The organism is Pedobacter sp. ISL-64, assembly GCF_018613605.1.
Classification (GTDB): Bacteria; Bacteroidota; Bacteroidia; order Sphingobacteriales; family Sphingobacteriaceae; genus Pedobacter.
Window position 1 is genome coordinate 280,395 of record NZ_JAGGPU010000001.1, and the last position, 21,207, is coordinate 301,601.

Here is a 21,207-nt window from a genome sequence, read left to right on the forward strand (position 1 = left end):
CCTTATGAATAATACAGCATTCAACATCAACAAAGGTATTGGGAGGACAGTAGAATTTAAGGGCTTAAAAGCGCAGTACCTGTTCATTTTTGCAGGCGGACTGCTGGGTATTCTTATCCTGACAATGATCCTATACATGGTTGGGGTTAATTCCTACATCTGTCTTTTAGTTGGGGCAGGAGGGGCTTCGCTCTTAATCTGGCAGACATTCAAGCTCAACCAAAAATATGGAGAGTACGGATTAATGAAAATCGGTGGAAAAAGCAGGCATCCCAAATTCATCATCTGCCGTAAACCGATCTACCGTTATCTCAAGTTCAACCATAAAAAAGGTGCCTTATGAGAAATATTTCAAAGGCAACCACACTGGAGAGTAAATTTCCACTGCTTGCGGTAGAAAACCATTGTATAATCTCAAAGGAAGCTGACATTACTGCATGCTTCGTAGTTCATCTGCCTGAGATTTTTACGGTGGCAGGACCTGATTATGATGCGATCCATTCGGCATGGCATAAAGCAGTGAAAACATTACCTGAATATACCGTGGTCCATAAACAGGATTGGTACATCAAGGAGAACTATCAACCTGACATTATTAAAGACGATTTGAGTTTCCTTGGTAAGTCATATCAGCAGCACTTTAACGAGCGCCCATTCCTCAATCATTATTGCTATGTATTTATTACCAAAACTTCCAAAGACAGGATGCGGATGCAGAGCAATTTTTCTTCGCTTTGCAAAGGGGTATTAGTTCCAAAGGAAATAAGGGATAAGGAAGCGGTTGGAAGGTTTATGGAATCGGTAAGCCAGTTCGAGCGGATCGTAAATGATTCCGGCTTTATCAGAATCCAGCAACTAAGTGAAGAGGATATTATCGGCGGCAAGGACAAGCAGGGTATACTTGAACAATATTTTACGCTTTCCCGAAAACCGGGGACTGCACTGCAGGACATTGCTTTGGGGAGCGAAGAAATGAGGATCGGAAATAACAGGCTCTGTCTGCATACTTTATCCGACACCGATGATCTCCCGTCAACAGTAGCCACAGATAGCCGGTATGAAAAATTATCTACAGACCGTAGTGACTGCCGTTTGTCCTTTGCTGCACCTGTCGGATTATTATTGAACTGTAATCATATTTACAATCAATATTTATTTATTGATAACAGCGATGATAACCTCAAGAAGTTTGAAAAATCTGCACGAAATATGCATTCGCTGGGAAGATACAGCCGTAGTAACCAGATCAATAAAGAATGGATCGAACGCTATCTGAACGAAGCGCACTCTCATGGACTGTCATCCATAAGGGCGCACTTCAATGTAATGGCATGGTCGGATGATGCTGTTGAGCTTAAACAAGTGAAGAACGATACGGGTAGTGCTTTGGCCCTGATGGAATGTAAACCACGCCACAACACGACAGACGTTGCCACTTTGTTTTGGGCAGGAATTCCCGGTAATGCGGGAGATTTTCCAAGTGAAGAAAGCTTTTACACGTTTATAGAACCGGCGCTGTGCTTTTTTACTGAAGAGACAAATTACCAAAATTCGCCATCGCCCTTTGGAATTAAAATGGCCGATCGTCTGACAGGAAGGCCTATACATCTTGATATCTCTGATCTGCCGATGAAAAAAGGCATTATTACCAACCGGAATAAATTCATTCTAGGTCCATCGGGAAGCGGTAAATCATTTTTTACCAATCATATGGTGAGACAATATTATGAGCAAGGAGCTCACGTTTTACTCGTCGATACGGGTAATTCTTATCAAGGCTTGTGCGAATTGATCAAAGGCAAAACGAAAGGAGAGGACGGGGTATATTTTATCTATAAGGAAGATAGTCCGATAGCCTTTAATCCTTTCTACACCGACGACGGCGTTTTCGATATTGAAAAAAGGGAAAGTATCAAAACCGTGATATTGACGCTTTGGAAAAGAGATGATGAACCGCCAAGCCGAGCCGAGGAAGTGGCCCTTTCCAATGCGGTGAGCGGCTATATCGATAGGATCAAGAAGGAGAATTACAATCCGTCTTTTAACAGATTCTACGAGTACGTTAGAGGCGATTATCGTAAGATCCTGGAAGAAAAGCAGGTTCGCGAAAAAGACTTTGATATTGCCAATTTTTTAAATGTATTGGAACCTTATTACAAGGGCGGCGAATACGATTACCTGCTCAATTCTGAGAAACAGCTTGACCTTTTAACAAAACGGTTTATTGTGTTTGAAATCGACGCGATTAAAGATCACAAAATCTTATTTCCGATTGTAACGATCATCATCATGGAAGTATTCATTAACAAGATGAGAAGGCTGAAAGGCATCCGAAAGCTCATTTTAATTGAAGAGGCTTGGAAGGCGATAGCCAAGGAGGGCATGGCGGAATATTTAAAATATTTGTTTAAAACCGTTAGAAAATTCTTTGGCGAGGCTATCGTAGTTACACAGGAGGTCGATGATATTATCCACTCACCAATTGTCAGGGAAAGTATTATCAACAACTCGGACTGCAAGATCCTCTTGGATCAGCGAAAGTACATGAACAAGTTCGATGATATTCAGGCGATGCTCGGGCTCACTGACAAAGAGAAAGCGCAGGTGCTTTCTATTAATATGAACAACGATCCCTCCCGCTTTTATAAAGAAGTATGGATCGGTCTGGGCGGGACACATTCTGCAGTTTATGCTACAGAGGTTTCCGCTCAGGAATATCTGGCCTACACTACTGAAGAAACAGAAAAGCTCGAAGTGATGCAGCTGGCTAAAGAGTTGGATGGCAACGTAGAGCTATCTATAAAGAGGATCGCTGCCTACAAAAGTGAGAACCCATAAAATTTCAAAATAATTATAACATTCTAAAATCAAAACAATGAAAAAATTAATCTTATTCTGTGGCCTATTATTGAATTTGGCAACAATGAAGGCTCAGTTCGTTGTAACTGATCCTACCAATCTGGCATCTGGTATTTTAAATTCTGCCAATGAAATTGTGCAGACTTCCAATACGGTCTCCAATGTGATCAAAAATTTCAATGAAGTCAAAAAAGTCTATGAGCAGGGAAAGGAGTATTATGATAAACTCAAAGCGGTCAATAATCTGATCAAAGATGCCCGTAAGGTACAGCAGACTGTCCTGATGGTGGGCGATATTTCCGAGGTGTATGTCACGAATTTCGGGAAGATGATTGATGATCCGAACTTTTCATCGCAGGAACTAAGCGCCATTGCATTTGGGTATGCCAAATTACTGAATGAAAGCGGAGGGCTTTTAAGTGATCTCAAACAGATCGTTAATTCTTCATCGCTTTCCATGAACGATAAAGAGCGTATGGAAATTATCGACCGTGTCTATAAAGAGGTTAGTGATTACTATAAGCTTGTACGCTATTATACCAATAAAAATATATCGGTCAGCTACCTGAGGGCCAAAAAGAAAAACGATAGTCAGCGCGTACTGCAACTGTATGGTACAGCGAATCAAAAATACTGGTAGAACCGATCACCTCTAAATCTTAAATATTATGGAATTCGATAATCTTCATGAAATATTACGCTCGCTCTATGACGAGATGCTCCCACTTTCTGCAACGATGGCGGCGGTGGCTAAAGGGGTGGCGGGACTAGGAGCCCTGTTTTATGTTGCCCTTAAAGTCTGGCAAGCCCTGAGCCGAGCAGAACCCATCGATGTATTTCCATTGCTAAGGCCATTTGCCCTTGGAATCTGCATTATGTTTTTTCCCACGATAGTATTGGGAACGATCAATGCGGTGTTAAGCCCCGTTGTAAAAGGCACACATGCAATGCTTGAAAATCAAGTTCTCGACCTGAATAAATTGCAACAGCAAAAAGACCAACTGGAACGCGAGGCAATGCTCCGCAATCCAGAACAGGCCTATCTTATTTCTGATGAGGAATTTGATAAAAAGCTGGAGCAACTGGGTTGGTCACCATCTGATCTGGGAACAATGGCCGGAATGTATCTAGAACGCCAGAGCTACAAGCTTGAAACGAGCATAAAAAACTGGTTCAGGGATCTTTTGGAAATTCTCTTCCAGGCTGCTGCACTGGTCATCGATACGATAAGGACATTTTTTCTCATCGTCCTGTCAATCCTAGGACCTATTGCCTTTGCCATTTCGGTGTGGGATGGATTTCAGTCAACTTTAAATCAATGGATCACAAGGTATATCAGTGTTTACCTGTGGCTTCCGGTTGCGGATATTTTCAGCTCGATGCTAGCCAAGCTGCAATCTCTGATGCTTGAAAAAGATATTGAAAGTCTTTCTGATCCGAGTTTTATTCCTGATGGTTCGAACACGATCTATACCATATTTATGATCATCGGCATCGTGGGCTATTTCACCATTCCAACGGTAACAGGCTGGGTCATCCAGGCTGGTGGTGCCGATAATTTCATGGGCAAAGTTACCGAAACTGCGCAAAAAGCAGGAAATGTTGCCAGTGCGGGCGCTGGTGCAGCGGCAGGCAATATTGGAGGTCAGTTATTGAAATAATTCAATTCACAAAAAAAATATAAAAAATGGAATTTAAAACATTAAGAAATATTGAAAATAGTTTCCTTCAGATCAGGCTGTATGCCATCATATTTGCGGTGGTGTGTATCTCGGTGATGGGATTTGCCGTATGGAAATCCTATGATTTCGCCGAAAAGCAAAGGCAAAAGATTTACGTATTGGATAACGGTAAATCTCTGATGCTGGCACTTGCGCAGGATGCCACAGTCAACCGTCCCGTAGAAGCAAGAGAACACGTACGGCGTTTCCATGAGCTATTTTTCACCTTGGCACCTGATAAAAATGCAATTGAAAGTAATATGAAAAGGGCATTCAACCTTGCAGACAGAAGCGCATTTGACTACTATAAAGATCTGTCCGAAAAAGGCTATTACAACCGGATTATTTCTGGAAATGTGCAGCAGCGCATCGAAGTGGACAGCGTTCATTGTGATTTCGAAACTTATCCCTATGCCGTTAAAACTTTTGCCAGACAATTTATCCTTAGATCCAGTAATGTCACGGAAAGAAACCTTGTTACATCCTGCTTTTTGGTAAACTCGGTCCGCTCCGACAACAATCCGCAGGGCTTCAATATGGAAAGATTCAGGGTGCTTGAAAACAAAGATATCCAGGTTGTAGAACGATAAATCTTTCTTATGGATAAAGAAAAAGAGCAAGAAAGGATTGTCGATACACTTACCGCCAAAGGATATGACGGTTATATGATGGCGCAAAGAGATTCAGTCGGGAAACTTAGGGAAATTGTAGCAGACTATTTTGATGGTAAAATCGAAAATAGGATTGCCGGTAACGACGGCTTATGGTTGCTCACATACATCAGCTGGAGTGGGGATGGGAAACAGTTCGTTTCATGCGATATGTGGCTGAAAGAGGACCAAGGACAAATGGGCGTGGATAAGATGATTATCGAGAAACAAGGTGATGGCCCTACCAAACAATGTGAATTGAATAAGCTGTCATTAGATGAGGTACCATCCACTCAGCGGGCCATTGAACTGGTCAGTGATACGCCGAAACACAAGTCATTTCAGGAAAAGAAGCGAAGGCTGCGCCTGTAAAAATCAAAATTATAATTAAAACCTAAACCAATGAAAAAACTACGAGCAATGTTCCATGTCTGGGAAAGCCGCATAGAACAACGGTGGTCAAAACTCTCAGAGCGTAAACAGCGAAGGTTTATCGTGCTCTTTTTCGCGGGCTATCTGCTTATCACAGCATGCGTGATCGCGACAGTGTGGTTTGATGCCAAAACAGAGAGAAGAACGCGGAAAAACGGCATAGAGCACATCCAAAACCCAATTCTGAAACGAGAGAATCAATTGGGGGATTCATCATCAATCATCTTAAAAAATAAACAACATGAAAGAGAATGATAATAATAACACCTCGGTCAAGCTTACGGAAGTGGGACAGACCGAAAGTCCTGAAGCGGTGGAAACATCGCAGGACAGATTGAAGAAACTAAGGAAACCGATTATTTTCGGGCTGATGTCCATCGTTTTTGTGGCCTGTATGTACATGATTTTTGTACCTGATAAAAAAGCAATGGACGAGGTTGGGTTGAATGAGGTGGTGCCACAGGCGAGCGATGCAGGAATGCAGGAAGATAAGGGCAAAGCTTACGAAAGTGACCTCATGGAGCAGAAAGAACTTGAGAGGAAGAAATCATTAGCTACCCTTTCGGATTACTGGAACGGTGACAGTACTGCATCAGAGACGAATGTATCGAAACCAGGTTCAAATCCTGCCGCGCCACTACCAGATTACCATAATCAGGCACTGAGCAGCTACCGCAACATTCAGGGTACCTTGGGCAATTTTTACGAAGATAAAGGAGAGACTGCACAGTTACAGAACGAAGTCCGGTCCTTGAAATCGCAATTGGCACAAAAGGAAAATGTTGGACAGACTAATCCCGTGGAAAGCCAACTGGCATTGATGGAAAAATCCTACCAGATGGCAGCAAAGTATTTTCCCACTGGTGGCAACGTGAAATCAGAAGTAAAGGAAACAACGAGACCAAAAGACACCTTTGAAAAAACAGGGCAGAAACTTTCTTTCGCTGCATTGTACCCAGCCACTAATATTATTGTGTCCGCTTTGAACAGGGAACCATCCGATAGTGCCTGGCTGGCTGAACTCAGCAGAGGAAAAAATCGCAATTTTTTCGGCATCGGAAAAACCAGGGAATCTTTTCAAACCGTAAACAGCATCCGTGCCTGCATCCACCAGGAGCAGCTCGTTGTTGGTAATAGTGCTGTTGGTATCAGGCTTTTGGAAAATGCGACGATTGACGGCCAGATCATCCCCAAAGGAACTGTACTGACCGGAACAGCAAAGTTTCAGGGTTCAAGATTGCAGCTTTTAATCAGTTCTATAGAATTTGGGGGCAACATCATCCCCGTAGAAATTTCTGCCTATGATCTACAGGGGCAGCCTGGTCTACCCGTTTCGGTGTCAGCTGAAAGAAGCGCCATTACCGAAACCATTGCCAATATGGGCAACACTTCGGGAACCAGTGTATCGCTGAGCTCAACTGCCGGGCAGCAGATCACAAGTGATCTGAGCAAAAGTGTAGTTCAGGGAATTTCCGGATACTTTTCAAAGAAGGTCAGGACGCCGAAAGTTACCCTGAAAACGGGCTACAAGGTATTCCTGATCGCCAAAAAATAACAATAATTAAGAATAACAATATGAAAATACTATTAAAAGATGTTTGCGCGCTAATGCTGCTTTTAACTTTTTCTCTCCATATAAATGCGCAGGAACAGGACAGCATATCGATGAAAGATAGTGTGATTACCCAATCGCGGTTAAAAACAGGTAAGATTGAACCCTATTGGCTGACGGTTACCTATGATAAGACAAGTCATATCATTTTTCCAGCAAAGATTAAGTACGTAGACCTAGGTAGTGAGAACCTGATAGCTGGAAAAGCCGACGCCGCGGAAAATGTATTGCGCGTAAAAGCGGCAGTAAGAAACTTTGAGTCTGAAACCAATTTTTCGGTCATCACAGAGGATGGTAGGTTTTACAGCTTTGATGTTTTTTACAGCGGATATCCGGCAACTTTAAATTATGATGTACTTAAAATGTTCAAGCATCAGGATAAGGAAAAAGTAAACGATGTGCTGTTTGAAGATCTGGGAAGTAACCGGCCCACATTAACTGCGGCAGCTTTGAAAACCATTTATACCAAGAATAAAAAACTGATCAGGCATATCGGTTCCTACAGTTTTGGAATCAGTTTTTTACTTAAAGGAATTTATATCTATGATGGTAAATATTATTTCCATACCGAACTTAAGAATAATACAAACGTACCTTATTCTGTCGATTTTATGACTTTCAAGATTGTAGATCGAAAAACATCAAAATTGACTGCAGTGCAGGAAAACGAATTGGTTCCCCTGAGATCCTATCAGCCACTGACAGATGTGCCTGAAAATCGTTCGGAACGTAATGTATTTCTGCTTGACCAGTTTACCCTTGCTGATGACAAGGTTTTGATGATAGAAATATTCGAACGTAATGGAGGCCGGCACCAAAGTCTCGAAATAACAAATGAAGATCTGATCCATGCATCACCGGTTAGAAATCTAAAGCTGGTATTCTAACCATTACGATAACCAAAAATTGAATCAAATGACAAAATACCTATTTACAATAATACTTTGCTTAGCGACAGGCACAGGTATTCATGCGCAACGATTGCTAAAAGGACAAAAGGGATTTGAAGCTACCGTTGGGTTAATCTCTGATAAAAAACCATGGAATAATAACTTTTTCGTTCAGGCTGGTTTAACAGTCAATGGGAAGGATGGGAGTTACCAGCTATATGCAGTGGAATATTCCCGCAAAATGCATGCTTTTCAGAGCTTTGAAATCCCGGTTGAAACTTATATCGTAGAGGGAGGCTACAGTTTTCCTTTACTACGGGACTGGGGCAAAAACATATCCCTGAATATGGGTTTTACTGCTGTTGCAGGATATGAAGTGTTCAACAAAAGTAGTGCTGTACTTTCCAATGGTGCCGTAATTCAGAATGCTGACAGTTTTATTTACGGAGCGGGGCTAAGGCTTTCAGTAGAGACATATCTGACCGATCATTTTTTAATACTGATACAAGGTAAATGTAAGGCGATCTGGGGAACCTCAGTGGAGCATTTTCGGCCTTCAACAGGTGTAGGCCTTCGATATATTTTTTAAACCTCAAATAATCAACCAATGAAAAAAAATGACAGTGAAAAAAGGTCGTTCGTAAAAAGACTGATATTTAAGGTCTGTACATTATCACTGATAGTAATGATAGGTCTACTCAATTCCTGCGATAAGGAACTGGAAATTAAAACAGATTTTCCGTTTGAGCTGGAAGTTATGCCTGTTCCAAAAAGCATTGCAAAAGGAGAAACCGTGACTATCAGGTGTACCATTAAAGCAGAAGGCAATTACGAAGGTGTAAAATATAAAATACGATATTTTCAGTTTGACGGTATTGGTAAATTAATTCTTTCAGGTAAAATATTAAAACCTAACGACTTATTTTCTCTGCCCCAAAAAGAATTTACATTATATTATATATCTGAATCGAAAGTGACGCAGTCCTTTGACATCTCGATTTCCGATAACAAAGGAAATGAACAGAAAATGGGTTTTCAGTTTAATAACAAAGATAATTGATGCCAGCAGTGCAAATTGCAATTTAAAACAAAGGATCTCCACTCGAATAGTGAAGATCCTTTTTAGTTTAAAAGAATTTTAAAGTAAGTGGAATAACTTCGAGAGAATGGTTCTATTGTAAGTAGGGAGCAAAAAACAATTAAGTAAAAAGTCAGCTTTTGTTACTCTTTAATTTTGTTAATCAAGGTCTCAATAAGTTTATTCTGAACATTAAGGAGATTTGTAATAGCGTCCTGGTTTTTTAGAAGTCCGTTAATCAGATCCGGAGACTCAGCATAGAAATTTGAATTACCTATATTCTGGATACTACAATCACTATTCGTTATATTAAAGGTAGGTGCCTCTTCCAAAAGATCTTTAATATCAATTTCATAAATCTCGGAAATCTTTAGCAAATTATCAGCCGCAGGTCGTGTTAAGTCCGTTTCCCACTTATGATAAGCTGGCTGGGAAATATGTAATAAGTCGGCAATCTCTTGTTGAGTATATCCTTTCTTTTTTCTTAGTCTGGTTAATTTTGTTCCCAGTGTTATCATGTTGTATATTTAATTATACAATATTACTAATTTTAACAGAATCAACATACGCAAATTTATAACTATTGGTTATTAAATTCATAACCAAATTTGTATTATTTAATCTACAAATTTAATATCTTAGCCGCAAAATTATTCAAAAAGTGGTGACAAATTATTTATAGTCATTACTTTTTTTGGAAAGAAATTAAATGCGACAAGTTCTGTCGCTTCAAGGTCTTAACCTTGCAAAAGTAATAACAATCTAAAAATATAAATGGCGCATCCGTAAAATCACGGATGAAGATATGGGCAAAAGCAGGATGCCTCCCTGGGTATTTTGCTCTAAATTCGCTGCATAACCAAAAAAACTAGTAATTTATGAGAAAAAAAGTATTTTCCCTATTCTCCATATTGGTAGGGTTTCTAGGGTTCTCCCAAACGGTCTATTTCAAATATGACGAAGCTGGCAATCAACGTTATCGTGGGCCAGATGTCAATGCAAAGCAAGCACCTGATACGCCTGTAAAAACTGAAGATAAAACTGCAACTGTAGTTACCACTACAGTAAACGATTTGGATGAGAAATCATTCTGGAAGCAGATACGTTTATACCCTGTTCCGGTGAATGATTTTTTAACTATCGATTGGACAGAACAAGTTGACGGATTAATTGAATCTGTTTCCTTGTATCAGCATAGTACAGTTCATTGGAAATTCCAACAGCAGAATATGCCCAGTTTAAATAAGCAGTTGAAAATTAATATGTCATCCTATGAGTGGGGCGTGTACGTGCTCCGTTTCACCTTAAAAGACGGAAGAGTATTTAGCAAAAACATCACTAAAAGATAATATTACCATGAAGATTTACAACAACAAAATGAAATTGTTTTCATTCCTGGTATTACTTTTTGTTTCAATACTTGGTTTTTCACAGACTGCACCATTACCATATTTCCATGATACCAAAGGAAATATTGATGTTACGAATTCTGGTCAGCTTCAATTTACAGTACCGATCGATGTTCCACCTGGAGTAAAGAACATGTCTCCTAAAATTGATATTGTTTACTCCAGTGGCTCCGGGAATGGAGTTGTAGGCTATGGCGGAAGTATTAGTGGAATCACAGCAATTTCAAGGGTTGGGAAAACAATTGATAAAGATACAGTCTCCAGAGGAGTACAATTGGATTATACAGATTATTACAGTTTTAATGGGCAGCGTCTTATTTTAAAATCCGGAGAGTATGGAAAAGATGGAGCAGAATATATAACTGAAAAATATTCTAATATTAAAATAAAGTCAAAAGGGGCTGTCGCGTCTTTTAACGGCCCTGAATATTGGGAGGTAACTTTTGAAGATGGTTCCCAGGCATGGTATGGTGGGACAGCACCTGGAAACAGTAGTGCAAGGACGCCAATTGATTATAATATTGTAAAGTTAAAAGATAGTAATGGAAATTACATTTCTTATACTTACGTTAGCTTAGAGAATACCTCAATTATAGACAAAATTGAATGGGGTGGAAATGAAACGCTTAACAAGCCACATTTTAATAAAATCCAGTTTAATTATGGCATAAGAACAAATGCAGAAACAGCATATATTAAGGGAGTACTTCTTTCACAATTTAGGATATTAGGATCTGTTGTAGTTTCATCCGGTGGAACCCAGTTTAAGAAATATGTTGTTACCTATAAAGGTGATGTGCAAGAGACAGGGTACAAGTATATAGATAAAATCCAGGTTTTTAATAGTAAGGATGAACCCGCCAACCCAATTTCTTTTAATTATGAAAAATCTTATGAAGTAAATCCAGATCCTAATGTACAAGCTTGGGGTTTTGGAAGTGTTTTTAAGCTAGATAGCGATTTTGATTTAACAGGAGATTTTGATGGTGATGGAAAGCTAGATATTATCAGATATTTTTCCACTACTGCTCCTGCAACCGTTAATGCTCCGGGAATTCCTCAGGTTGGGTTGTATCTGATTAAAGATGTTTATGACTTCCATGCAGGTACTCCCGTATTTTTAGGAAACAGTATTTCTAAATCAGATTTAAGAACAGCTACTGCTGTAAATATCAAAAAGAATAATTTAATATACAATAAGCAGGGATTTGTCATTTACAAAAAGGTTTCCAATGCTACCACCTCAAAAAAAGATTTAGATCTTTTGTTTTATACTGTTTCAGAAACTAATACCCTCGCCCTGGATTTTAAAAAGACGATTTCTGATATTGACACCTATGATTATGGTGGTCTGAGTATAAATAATACCACTTCAGGCACAAGTACAACATTTATGACCATACTAGGAATTGATAATTTTGATTTTAATGGAGATGGATTAAGTGAGCTGATCTTAAGGCTAAATTACAAGATATGTACACCGAATCCTGACCCTACTACAGGTGGAGTAAATAAATATCCTGAAAATTGCACAGATTATAAAAGTTACATCGCTATAGATCTTGACGAAAACATTCCTGGTGAAAACTGGCATTATTCATTAGCCTTTGACGATAACAATTATGCGAATTATAGAACTGGAGATTTCAACGGCGATGGACGAATAGATTTTCTCAAGCTTGATAGTGATAAAAAACCTTACTTAATTACTTTCCCCAAAATAGATGGGCAATATCTGACATCAATCAGTGCATTTCCTACAAATAGTATATTCAATTCCTTAGGGAGTATTGCTGGATTATGGAATAAAAGTTTGGTGGGAGATTATAACGGTGATGGATTAAGTGATTTGTTTATCGCTAAAGCGGAGGATTCAGATCTTTGGCTGGTATACTTATCTACAGGAATTGGTTTAGAAGAAAGACCAAAAACCTTTAAGATTCCTCAAAGTACAAGAACTCAAACTCAAGATGCTAATGATAATATAAGCATTGATTATCCAAGCCAATTTTTAGCTTATGATATTAATAATGATGGGAAAGATGAGCTTGTACAGTTAGGGGCTGGAAGAAATTATACGAAAGGTTGGCCGCAAGATAACCCCAATGCAATGCGATATGTCAGACGTTCTTATGAATATATTAGTGTTTTAGCCCACATGGGATTAAACCCTGACAAAAATCCACGAAGTTGTTGCGCTGGTTCTGGTTCCACAGTTTTTCTGAATACTGACAATATTGCAGATGAAGTGGCTTATAGCGAATATGAATATGGAGGAGTAGCACTCAACTATCAGGCGGCTTCTATGATGAAGAAATTCGTCTTTATGAGTGGAAAAGGCAATCCTGACACACCACACCTTCAAAACACAATATCTCAACCCTATTATGATATTGCAAAGGAGGGTCGTGTTGTTGGAATCACGCAGGCTGGAATCACAACCAATATAGCCTATAAGGAGCTTGATAAGACTATCAATCCTACAATATATGATATTACTAAGGCAGAGAACTATCCTTATCTGGAATTCAGCAGAGCATCTAAAGTTATGGTAGTTGCGCAGCTTACGCAGCCAGGAGCAACCAAGGTATTAAAACAGGATTTTAAATATAGAGGTCTAGTTTCCCATATTTTAGGAAAAGGGATGATTGGTTTCCGCCAAGTAGCCCGCTCTTCTTGGTATGCTGAGGGATTTGAAAACACTAAAATCTGGTCAGGTACAGAAATAGATCCATTAAATGATGGGATTCCAGTGAAAGAGTGGTCTATCAGAACAAATAATGATGCTTTGGTATTCCCGGCAAATCTTACTGAAACGAATACTCAGCTATTAAGTTTAAAATCAACAACGTATCAAATTGATAAAATCTTAAATGGCCAATTAGTAACGACAGTTTCAAATGCCAACAAGGCTAAAGTGGTTACAGCGATTCTTCCAAAAACAACTAGAGGGAAAGATTTTTTAATGAATTCAATTGCTGAAACTGCACTAAACTATGGTCTATATTATTTACCTTCACAGAGTATCTCTAAAATCAATACGACCTTAGCAGTAACAACATCTACTTATGACTATTATAACAACCCTTTAGGAATTGGCTCAGATTATTATGTAGGGCGTGTTAAGAGTAAAACAGATGTTGTGCAGGCATATGGCGATAGTAAATCTGATAAGGTAGAATATACCTATGAAAATAACAGGATAAAAACTGTAAAAAAATGGAATAGGGATAATACAGGAAATATAATAGAAACTTATAATTATGATGGTTTCGGCAATATCACCCAGCAAGTTGTAAGTAATAGTGTCGATTCTGGAACAGAAACAACAGCTTCCCTTTATGACTCTAAAGGTAGGTTCGTTGAAAAGGCAACTGATAATTTAGGCTTAGAGACGATTATTAACTATTCTGATGCGGGCCAAATTTTAGCACAAACTGATCCATTTGGTAATGTTATCAACAATACCTACGATAATTGGGGGAAATTATTAACTTCAACCACTAATTTAGGCGGCACAACTTCCTACCAATACGATAAGGATAATAACTTCAATGTCACTGTGACGCAAAACAGTCCTGGCAGTGATGTGTCAAAGAGTTTCACGAATAAATTGGGTCAAAGCTTTAAAGCTTCAAGCAAAGCCTTTGGCCAAGGACAGTTCGTTTCTCGAGACACACAGTATGATGAATTAGGCAGAAAAGTCAGTGAATCAGAGCCTTATTTTGAAGGACAAAATGCGACTCAGTGGAATTCTATTGTATATGATGACACGGTATTTCCTGCAAAAGTAACTACTACAGTCTTTAATGGAAAAAAGATAGAAACTACTATTACTGGCTTAACCACAACTGTTAAAGAAGTTAATGGAAATCAGAAAACAACTACCAAAACTATTGATGCCTTAAACAATGTTCGTTCAACGACAGATCCGGGAGGAACGATACAGTTTTCCTACAATGCTGCTGGACAGCAAATACTTGCTAAATATGCGGAAAATTCAGTTTCCACAAAATATGATATTTGGGGTAGAAAATCCGAATTTAATGATCCGTCCAATGGAATATATAAATATGAATATGATGGTTTAGGAAGATCTAAAAAAACAATTAGTCCAAAAGGATATAAAGAATATACGTTTAACAATTTTGGACAGCTTGTCACACAGAAAGAGTACTCCACGATAGATGCGGGACAAACGACTAATAAGACGATTACTTTCGTATACAATACAAAAGGGCTTCCTACTTCAAAATCAGGACTGATAAAAGGGCAGAACTTTAGTTCTACTTTGACCTATGATCCAAATGGAAGACTTTTATCTTCGGTAGAGAACAGTAATGGAAAAACATACAGTCAAAAAGACATTATCTATAATAACAAAGGGAGGATTACTTCTTATGAAAAAGAACTGGTTTCCGCAGGTATTACTACTAAAGTTGCTATAGAAAATATATATAGTGCTTGGAATGGTGAACTTTACCAGATTAAGGATAAGAATTCGGGAAAAGTTTTATGGGAACTGAAAGAAACCAATGCAAAAGGACAAGTTAAAAGGGATAAACTTGGGGCAGTAGACATTGTGAATGACTATGACGATAATGGTTTCCTAAAGGAGATTATACATGGATCAGTGATCAAACCAAATTTGTTAAATATCAAATATAGTTTTAACGCACTTAAAAATGAGTTAGTAAGCCGTACGACCTTAGGTGATCTTTCTATCCTGGAAACCTTTATCTATGACACTAATAATCGTTTAGTAAGCTGGACAGATCCTGTGACAGGCAGCACTCCTTTGAATAGAAACGTTTATGATGTAAAAGGTAGAATTACGACGAACGATCAGGTTGGCGCAATTAAATTTGAAAATTCCACAAAGATTTATCAAGCAACGGGGATGACACTAAATGCTATTGGAGCACAAAATTATACTGGCGACCTGATTCAAAGTATTGCTTACAATGAAAATAATGATCCCGTAAAGATCAATGGAGAGAAAAACAGGGTAAGTTTTGACTATGGTCTGAGCAATACGCGCCAGTACGTAGACATCACCAAACTTAAACAAATAGGAATTCCTGGTGACGGCGGTGGCGGCACAGGGTCTAGTGCACCCGCATCTGGAGACTCAGAACCACTTCCACCTGTCTGGCAAACTACTTTTACTAAGACTTATAGTGAAGGTGGAGATTTTGAAGTAATTAGGAATCAAAGCACAGGTGAGGAAAAACATGTTATATATATTGAAGGTAATCCTTATGAATCAAGTATCGTATATGTCAAAAATTTTAGCGAAACCAATGGTTCTTATAAATTCCTTCACAAGGATTATGTAGGAAGCGTCCTTGCCATTAGTGATGAAGCAGGCAATAGGCTGGAGCAAAGACATTATGATGCATGGGGGAATTTCACTCATCTCAAAGTTGGCAATGGAGCGATTACCATAGATAAAGCAACTATTGCTGATTACGTATTGCTTATTGATAGAGGTTATACAGGTCATGAACATTTTATGAATGTAGGTATCATCCATATGAATGGACGATTATATGATCCTTTACTTCGAAGATTCTTAAATGCCGATGAAAATATACAAGATCCATCCAATACCCAGAATTACAATAAGTATGGATATGTAATGAATAATCCATTGATGTACAATGATCCTAATGGTGAATGGTTGTTTCTTGCAGGCGCTTTAATTGGAGGATATTTAAGCGGTGTTCAGGCGAATGGTTCATGGAATCCTGCGAAATGGGATTGGAAAAACAATTGGAGTGCAATATTGGGAGGTGCACTTGGTGGAGCTGCTATTTCTGGAGCTTTAGGAAACATTGTAAATAACGCAGGTGCTATCAAAAACGTCTTACCTGGAATCATATCCGGTGGTTTAAATTCTGCTTTTACTGGTTCTAATTTCCTTGGTGGAATGGTAGGAGGAATAACATACACAGGAAATGTGTTTAATAATAAGATGACGTCTACAGATGGCCTTAATGCCGGATATAAATATATTATTTCTCCGGGATTTAATGAAGAGGGCGAAACTGAAAATTATTTCCAAATGGCAGGATTCGGCCAGTATGGTGCTGGTGGAGGTACAAAGCCGCCATTCTCGCAGGACGAAATCGGACATTTAGCGTCAGCCGGAATTATATCGGCAGTTACTGCAAGAGTATTAATGGGTGCTATTGCTGTCGAAGGTGCCGGAGCGGGTGTTATTGGAGCTGGCGGTGGCCTCACTTGGTCATCGGCAGTTGGAACCGGGACAGCAATAATTGCGAGAACATTTGCTTTAGGACTATTATTATCTGTAAGGGGTGATAGTTCTGGCCCACCAAAAGCATATGTTTATACAATCATGGGTAAAGAAGATATCGCTAAATTTGGAGTAACAAGAGCGCAAGATCCTGATGGCAGACCACAGAATCAGATTCCGAAATTAAATAGAAGGTACGCTGGAGATGGACCGCATAATTGGATGTATCTTCATACAGGTGTTAGCGAAATGGAGGCATTTGTATTTGAGAAATATTATGTGTGGCAATATTGGCAAGTTCATAATAAAATGCCTTATGCTCAGAAATATCCAAAAGCCGATGCTGTAACAAGGTTTTTAATGGACTATCTTAAATTAAAATAATGAGAAATATTTGGTTTACAATTTATTCATCAACTAAAGATGATACTAAATTTATTGGGTTACAAAATTATAGAACATTACTTGAAATGTTACTTATACCCGCTATCCAAGATAAAATCAGTAGGGATAAAAAGATTCAAAAATATATGTTAATGTTTTCAAATAGTATAGAAGACGATAATATTGAGCTTTTTAAAGATTTGCATTACGAAAAAAAAGTTAATGATGGAATTGTCAATCTTTATATATCTACAAAACATATAGAATGGAACAAGCTTACTGAGCAAGAAAAAAAAGATTTTCTAATAGAAAAATGGAAAATTCTTTTTAACAATCTTTCCGATGATTATTTCCTAACTGATAAATCGGAAGTAATCAAGTCTTTAGAGGAGCTTAGGGAAAAAGATTGGAAGATAACCAGTTCTCCACTCAAGAAAAAACTAAAGTACAACAAGGAGGTCTATACCATTGTTATGGACATTTCTGCAGAAAAGACCGAATTGGCTTTGGTTAGAGATTCTGACGGTAAGCGGTTTGCACTTAAAGATTTTGAAACTTCGAAGATACAGACAGATGCCAATTTTAAAAATTTTAAATTAGATGGTGATATTTTGACGTTTGTATACAGTAATATCTTTAATACAATGTTCGAATCTCCTGCAATCTTCGATTTAAAAGAATTAATACAATAACCTATCAACAAGGGCAGGAATTCCTGCCTTTGTTTTTTACAAGAACAAATAGAACTAAACTATGAGAAAATTGATACATATCTTAATAATTGCCACATGCATGTTTTCCTTTAAAATTTGTAGTGGTCAAGATTCACCAAAGTATAAAGAAATAGAATGGAAGAATGGAAGCGAAGCTGCAAAAAAGATAATGGTTAGTAGTTTTTATTATGATCCTTTGGATGCGTGGTCACCTTTTGGAAATGATACTGGTAGTGATATCTATTACTTATATAGTGATTGGAAAAATGATCATCCAAATAGGAATGTAAGGGAATTTTTAAACGAGGAACTTGTAAGCTCGGGCTACCCATGGTTTGATATTTACATGGACGGTAAGGACCCTGAAAGATTAAAAAGGTTAGTTAGTACAATGACTAATCAATATATTGATCTAGGTAGGATAGATGACAAAATAATTTCATTAGCATTTACTCAGTTATTTTTAGAGGGTAAAATTGAACCCGAAGTGAAAAAATGGGCAGAGGCTGCTTTTAGTAGAGAGAAGATATATCTTGATTTTTGGAACGGAGAGGAAGGAGAAAAAGTAGAAAGAGAAAAGCGTATGAATCAGCTATTGGCAGATTTACTCAAGGGCTAACATCATTAAGACGTTAATTGTAGAGTTAAAAAAGATAAAGTTAGAAATGAGAAGTATAGTAATAGCATTATTAATCTTTCTGAGTACAGGAATGTTTGGACAAGAAAATGTAAATAGTCAGCTAAAAAAGCTTTTCTTAGATTTAGAAATAAATCTACCCCCTAAACTTATGGTAGGGTATTCTTCGTTGACGTTTGAATGGTCAATTAGAAAAGGAATAAGCTGGGATAAAGATAAGCCGGACAGCGAGGATACACACATCTTTAATACTAGGCTATCGGAAAATCCATTTATTACTGGGCCAATTAAGGAGGGGCAGATTTCCCTTATTCAAACAAACAAAGAAATGGAACAGGGGAGATATTCAATACATCAAAAAGTTGTGTTTTATAATGCAGATGATATGATTAATGAATACAACAATTCAACTTCCCTATTCGAAAAATTTGGATACAAAATTAAAACCAGCACTATACAAAACGAGAATTTTGAAACAAAATTTGAACTTACAGAAATTTTGATGGAAAATGAATCCAAGAAGTGTAAACTAACTATTAGTTATTCAGTCCCTGCTAAAAAAGAAAAAGTTAAGGAATATTCACTTGTGTTTGTTTTTACTAACATTGAGCCTGAATAAAATCATTATAAAATTCCGCCGACATCAAATATTAGGACCTTATGGAATCCAGGGAAACTGAATTTGGCAATAGTAAATTCCCTTGATAGTGTTAATGGTGATATCCTTAATTTGAAAAGATACCAAAGACCAGAGACGGAACAATTCCTTTATAAATTGATCATCTTATGATTGGGTTAGAAACAATGGATATCCGGTGCAGGTAGTCAGAAAAAAATAATATAAATTATGGACATTTTTAAAGAACTTATCAAACAAATTTCACCTTTTTTAAAGCAAATGAAATTTGTTAAAAAAAGAAATACATTTTACTTAAAATCGGATAAAAACTTTGGCATTATTAACTTTCAGAAAAGCAGGGAAAGTACTAATGATTTAGTCAGGTTAACTATTAATTTTGGAATTTATTCCGATATTTTGGGTGAAATGGATAATGTATTTGACGGTTCTCACCCTGATGTAGAAGATTGCCATTGGTCAGCAAGAGTTGGAGCATTTATGCCTGGGATGCCTGATTACTGGCGGGAAATTGGAGTATCAGATGATCTTACTAATGTAACATTAGACGTTATAGCTAGCATTCAAAATCTGATATTACCGGAAATCAATAAACGTTTATCTGATGAAGATTTAATCAATAATTGGATAAACAGAGATTTTACAGGTACTACTGAAATAGGTAGATTTAAATATTTAACTACTCTCATAAAAAAAAAAGGCGATTTAGAAACTTTAAATCAAGTTGTCGAAGACTTTATGCAGCAATCAGTGGGCAAACCGAATGCAAGTATAGCAATGGAGCATCTAAAAGAGATAGATTATAATAAGTCATAATGCTATAACGATTGAAGAGCCGAAAAACCATATAACCCTAGACAAGCAAAAGCTGGAGGAAATCAATTACAAAAAGAAAAGGCAAATTTAACAAGCAAAGCCACCTGCATGGTGGCTTTGCTTGTTTTAGATAGTCCATAATCCGGATAAGTATTTTTTCTAACTGGCCTGAGGAATATCTTTTGTGTTACATTTGTTGATTTAATTCTCATTAATGAGAATTAATTTGATATTGTAAATTAAATGGATTACATTGACTTTTTGTTTAGTTTTTCTAAATCAGAAAGGTACGCTCATGAATATTTTTTTACTCTCTCTAGTAGACAAAAGTATAGAAGCAGCGATGATCAGATTTTCACAACTCTCAGCGGGATCAGCACTGTTGAGTACGAACCATCTGGAAATACTGGCTCGTTCAGCAAAAAAGATTTTGGAAACCTATATCAGCTTTTTCCAGAGTGTCAATATTGCGCCCAATCAGTACCAGTACAATGAAAAACAGATTGTTAAAAGCTTTGATCTTACCAGCTCCAACAACGAAAGAAGCAACCTTGATCGGAAACTGATAAACTTAGTCAGTAATGAGGTTAAATCTTCTATTCTGCCTATCAACGTCCATATTCATAGCGAAGGCAGACTTTATCTTTATGCAGGAATAGGGGCGGTGGACAGTATGAGTAACACTGTGTTGTTTTTCTTGAATGAACTATCCTTATTAGACGAGCTGATCAGATATTCACCTAGTTACCTCAGGTATCTTGATAATATCGTTTTTAATGTGGAATTAACAAGGTCCAAAACTGTCAGGGAGCTAGCGGGTAGTTTAGGTATCAACTATAACCGTTTTCAGCGGGATTGTAGAGAATATCTAAGGGATACTTTTCACCAGTTTCAAAATAAACTCAAAATGTTAAATGCACTGGAGGATATTCTGTTTAGCAGTTATACACTTAAAGAAATTGCGTATAAAAACAATTTTTCAGACTACAATAATATGTATTTCCTTTTCCATACACGATACCATTTCTCCCTTCAGACAATTCCAAGGTTTTTTGATCAGATCTAGTATTGTAAGTATTAATATTTATTATTCGCAATACTGCTGAT

19 protein-coding genes are annotated in these 21,207 nt (G+C 37.7%); 18 read left to right on the top strand and 1 reads right to left on the bottom strand.

Going from position 1 to position 21,207, the window contains the following annotated elements:
* Positions 1 to 4: 4 nt before the first annotated feature.
* From J7E57_RS01220 to J7E57_RS01270, 11 genes are read left to right on the top strand one after another with little or no spacing between them, the layout of a single operon-like run.
* Entirely contained in the window at positions 5 to 343 is a 339-nt protein-coding gene (locus J7E57_RS01220) for a DUF4133 domain-containing protein (protein ID WP_215129810.1), read from the top strand.
* Complete coding sequence (locus tag J7E57_RS01225) at positions 340 to 2,838, top strand: TraG family conjugative transposon ATPase (RefSeq protein ID WP_215129812.1); 2,499 nt, start codon at positions 340 to 342, stop codon at positions 2,836 to 2,838. Before J7E57_RS01220 ends, J7E57_RS01225 begins: the two co-directional genes overlap by 4 nt.
* A 37-nt stretch (positions 2,839 to 2,875) precedes the next feature.
* Entirely contained in the window at positions 2,876 to 3,499 is a 624-nt protein-coding gene (locus J7E57_RS01230) for a DUF4141 domain-containing protein (RefSeq protein WP_215129814.1), read from the top strand.
* Between the two features lie 28 nt (positions 3,500 to 3,527).
* Positions 3,528 to 4,520: a conjugative transposon protein TraJ gene (traJ, locus tag J7E57_RS01235; protein ID WP_215129816.1), complete on the top strand. Its 993-nt coding sequence runs from the start codon at positions 3,528 to 3,530 to the stop codon at positions 4,518 to 4,520.
* 26 nt (positions 4,521 to 4,546) lie between these two features.
* The gene (gene traK, locus J7E57_RS01240) at positions 4,547 to 5,170 is read left to right on the top strand and encodes a conjugative transposon protein TraK (RefSeq protein ID WP_215129818.1); all 624 of its coding nucleotides are present in this window, start codon (positions 4,547 to 4,549) and stop codon (positions 5,168 to 5,170) included.
* Between the two features lie 9 nt (positions 5,171 to 5,179).
* Positions 5,180 to 5,602 (top strand): hypothetical protein, encoded by a 423-nt coding sequence (locus J7E57_RS01245; RefSeq protein WP_215129820.1) that lies wholly within the window; start codon positions 5,180 to 5,182, stop codon positions 5,600 to 5,602.
* Between the two features lie 30 nt (positions 5,603 to 5,632).
* Entirely contained in the window at positions 5,633 to 5,917 is a 285-nt protein-coding gene (locus J7E57_RS01250; RefSeq protein ID WP_215129822.1) for a nitrogen regulatory IIA protein, read from the top strand.
* Positions 5,904 to 7,217, top strand: a complete 1,314-nt coding sequence (gene traM / locus J7E57_RS01255; protein WP_215129824.1) for a conjugative transposon protein TraM — start codon at positions 5,904 to 5,906, stop codon at positions 7,215 to 7,217. The genes J7E57_RS01250 and traM overlap by 14 nt, the downstream gene beginning before the upstream one ends.
* A gap of 20 nt (positions 7,218 to 7,237) precedes the next feature.
* Positions 7,238 to 8,161: a conjugative transposon protein TraN gene (gene traN, locus J7E57_RS01260; RefSeq protein WP_215129826.1), complete on the top strand. Its 924-nt coding sequence runs from the start codon at positions 7,238 to 7,240 to the stop codon at positions 8,159 to 8,161.
* Between the two features lie 28 nt (positions 8,162 to 8,189).
* Positions 8,190 to 8,753 carry a conjugal transfer protein TraO gene (locus tag J7E57_RS01265; RefSeq protein WP_215129828.1) on the top strand — a complete coding sequence of 188 codons (564 nt, stop codon included), beginning with the start codon at positions 8,190 to 8,192 and terminating at the stop codon, positions 8,751 to 8,753.
* Between the two features lie 18 nt (positions 8,754 to 8,771).
* Positions 8,772 to 9,224, top strand: coding sequence for a DUF3872 domain-containing protein (locus J7E57_RS01270; protein WP_215129829.1), 453 nt, complete (start codon positions 8,772 to 8,774; stop codon positions 9,222 to 9,224).
* 161 nt (positions 9,225 to 9,385) lie between these two features.
* Here the strand turns inward: J7E57_RS01270 and J7E57_RS01275 are convergent, their stop codons facing one another.
* Entirely contained in the window at positions 9,386 to 9,760 is a 375-nt protein-coding gene (locus tag J7E57_RS01275) for a helix-turn-helix domain-containing protein (protein ID WP_215129831.1), read from the bottom strand.
* 360 nt (positions 9,761 to 10,120) lie between these two features.
* Between J7E57_RS01275 and J7E57_RS01280 the strand changes: the two genes are divergently transcribed.
* From J7E57_RS01280 to J7E57_RS01310, 7 genes are all read left to right on the top strand, one after another.
* Positions 10,121 to 10,591, top strand: coding sequence for a T9SS type A sorting domain-containing protein (locus J7E57_RS01280; protein WP_215129833.1), 471 nt, complete (start codon positions 10,121 to 10,123; stop codon positions 10,589 to 10,591).
* Between the two features lie 7 nt (positions 10,592 to 10,598).
* The gene (locus J7E57_RS01285) at positions 10,599 to 17,297 is read left to right on the top strand and encodes an RHS repeat-associated core domain-containing protein (RefSeq protein ID WP_215129835.1); all 6,699 of its coding nucleotides are present in this window, start codon (positions 10,599 to 10,601) and stop codon (positions 17,295 to 17,297) included.
* Entirely contained in the window at positions 17,297 to 17,989 is a 693-nt protein-coding gene (locus J7E57_RS01290) for a hypothetical protein (protein WP_215129837.1), read from the top strand. The genes J7E57_RS01285 and J7E57_RS01290 overlap by 1 nt, the downstream gene beginning before the upstream one ends.
* A 61-nt stretch (positions 17,990 to 18,050) precedes the next feature.
* On the top strand, positions 18,051 to 18,629 hold the full coding sequence (locus J7E57_RS01295; RefSeq protein ID WP_215129839.1) for a hypothetical protein: 579 nt from the start codon (positions 18,051 to 18,053) through the stop codon (positions 18,627 to 18,629).
* A gap of 46 nt (positions 18,630 to 18,675) precedes the next feature.
* Entirely contained in the window at positions 18,676 to 19,266 is a 591-nt protein-coding gene (locus J7E57_RS01300; protein ID WP_215129841.1) for a hypothetical protein, read from the top strand.
* A gap of 228 nt (positions 19,267 to 19,494) precedes the next feature.
* Positions 19,495 to 20,100 carry a DUF4304 domain-containing protein gene (locus tag J7E57_RS01305; RefSeq protein WP_215129842.1) on the top strand — a complete coding sequence of 202 codons (606 nt, stop codon included), beginning with the start codon at positions 19,495 to 19,497 and terminating at the stop codon, positions 20,098 to 20,100.
* Between the two features lie 295 nt (positions 20,101 to 20,395).
* Entirely contained in the window at positions 20,396 to 21,166 is a 771-nt protein-coding gene (locus J7E57_RS01310) for a helix-turn-helix domain-containing protein (RefSeq protein WP_215129845.1), read from the top strand.
* The last annotated feature ends 41 nt before the right edge of the window (positions 21,167 to 21,207 follow it).

Coding starts and splice junctions, on each gene's coding strand:
- J7E57_RS01220 (WP_215129810.1), top strand. CDS start 5: ATGAATAATACAGCATTCAACATCAACAAAGGTATTGGGAGGACAGTA.
- J7E57_RS01225 (WP_215129812.1), top strand. CDS start 340: ATGAGAAATATTTCAAAGGCAACCACACTGGAGAGTAAATTTCCACTG.
- J7E57_RS01230 (WP_215129814.1), top strand. CDS start 2,876: ATGAAAAAATTAATCTTATTCTGTGGCCTATTATTGAATTTGGCAACA.
- traJ (WP_215129816.1), top strand. CDS start 3,528: ATGGAATTCGATAATCTTCATGAAATATTACGCTCGCTCTATGACGAG.
- traK (WP_215129818.1), top strand. CDS start 4,547: ATGGAATTTAAAACATTAAGAAATATTGAAAATAGTTTCCTTCAGATC.
- J7E57_RS01245 (WP_215129820.1), top strand. CDS start 5,180: ATGGATAAAGAAAAAGAGCAAGAAAGGATTGTCGATACACTTACCGCC.
- J7E57_RS01250 (WP_215129822.1), top strand. CDS start 5,633: ATGAAAAAACTACGAGCAATGTTCCATGTCTGGGAAAGCCGCATAGAA.
- traM (WP_215129824.1), top strand. CDS start 5,904: ATGAAAGAGAATGATAATAATAACACCTCGGTCAAGCTTACGGAAGTG.
- traN (WP_215129826.1), top strand. CDS start 7,238: ATGAAAATACTATTAAAAGATGTTTGCGCGCTAATGCTGCTTTTAACT.
- J7E57_RS01265 (WP_215129828.1), top strand. CDS start 8,190: ATGACAAAATACCTATTTACAATAATACTTTGCTTAGCGACAGGCACA.
- J7E57_RS01270 (WP_215129829.1), top strand. CDS start 8,772: ATGAAAAAAAATGACAGTGAAAAAAGGTCGTTCGTAAAAAGACTGATA.
- J7E57_RS01275 (WP_215129831.1), bottom strand. CDS start 9,760: ATGATAACACTGGGAACAAAATTAACCAGACTAAGAAAAAAGAAAGGA.
- J7E57_RS01280 (WP_215129833.1), top strand. CDS start 10,121: ATGAGAAAAAAAGTATTTTCCCTATTCTCCATATTGGTAGGGTTTCTA.
- J7E57_RS01285 (WP_215129835.1), top strand. CDS start 10,599: ATGAAGATTTACAACAACAAAATGAAATTGTTTTCATTCCTGGTATTA.
- J7E57_RS01290 (WP_215129837.1), top strand. CDS start 17,297: ATGAGAAATATTTGGTTTACAATTTATTCATCAACTAAAGATGATACT.
- J7E57_RS01295 (WP_215129839.1), top strand. CDS start 18,051: ATGAGAAAATTGATACATATCTTAATAATTGCCACATGCATGTTTTCC.
- J7E57_RS01300 (WP_215129841.1), top strand. CDS start 18,676: ATGAGAAGTATAGTAATAGCATTATTAATCTTTCTGAGTACAGGAATG.
- J7E57_RS01305 (WP_215129842.1), top strand. CDS start 19,495: ATGGACATTTTTAAAGAACTTATCAAACAAATTTCACCTTTTTTAAAG.
- J7E57_RS01310 (WP_215129845.1), top strand. CDS start 20,396: ATGAATATTTTTTTACTCTCTCTAGTAGACAAAAGTATAGAAGCAGCG.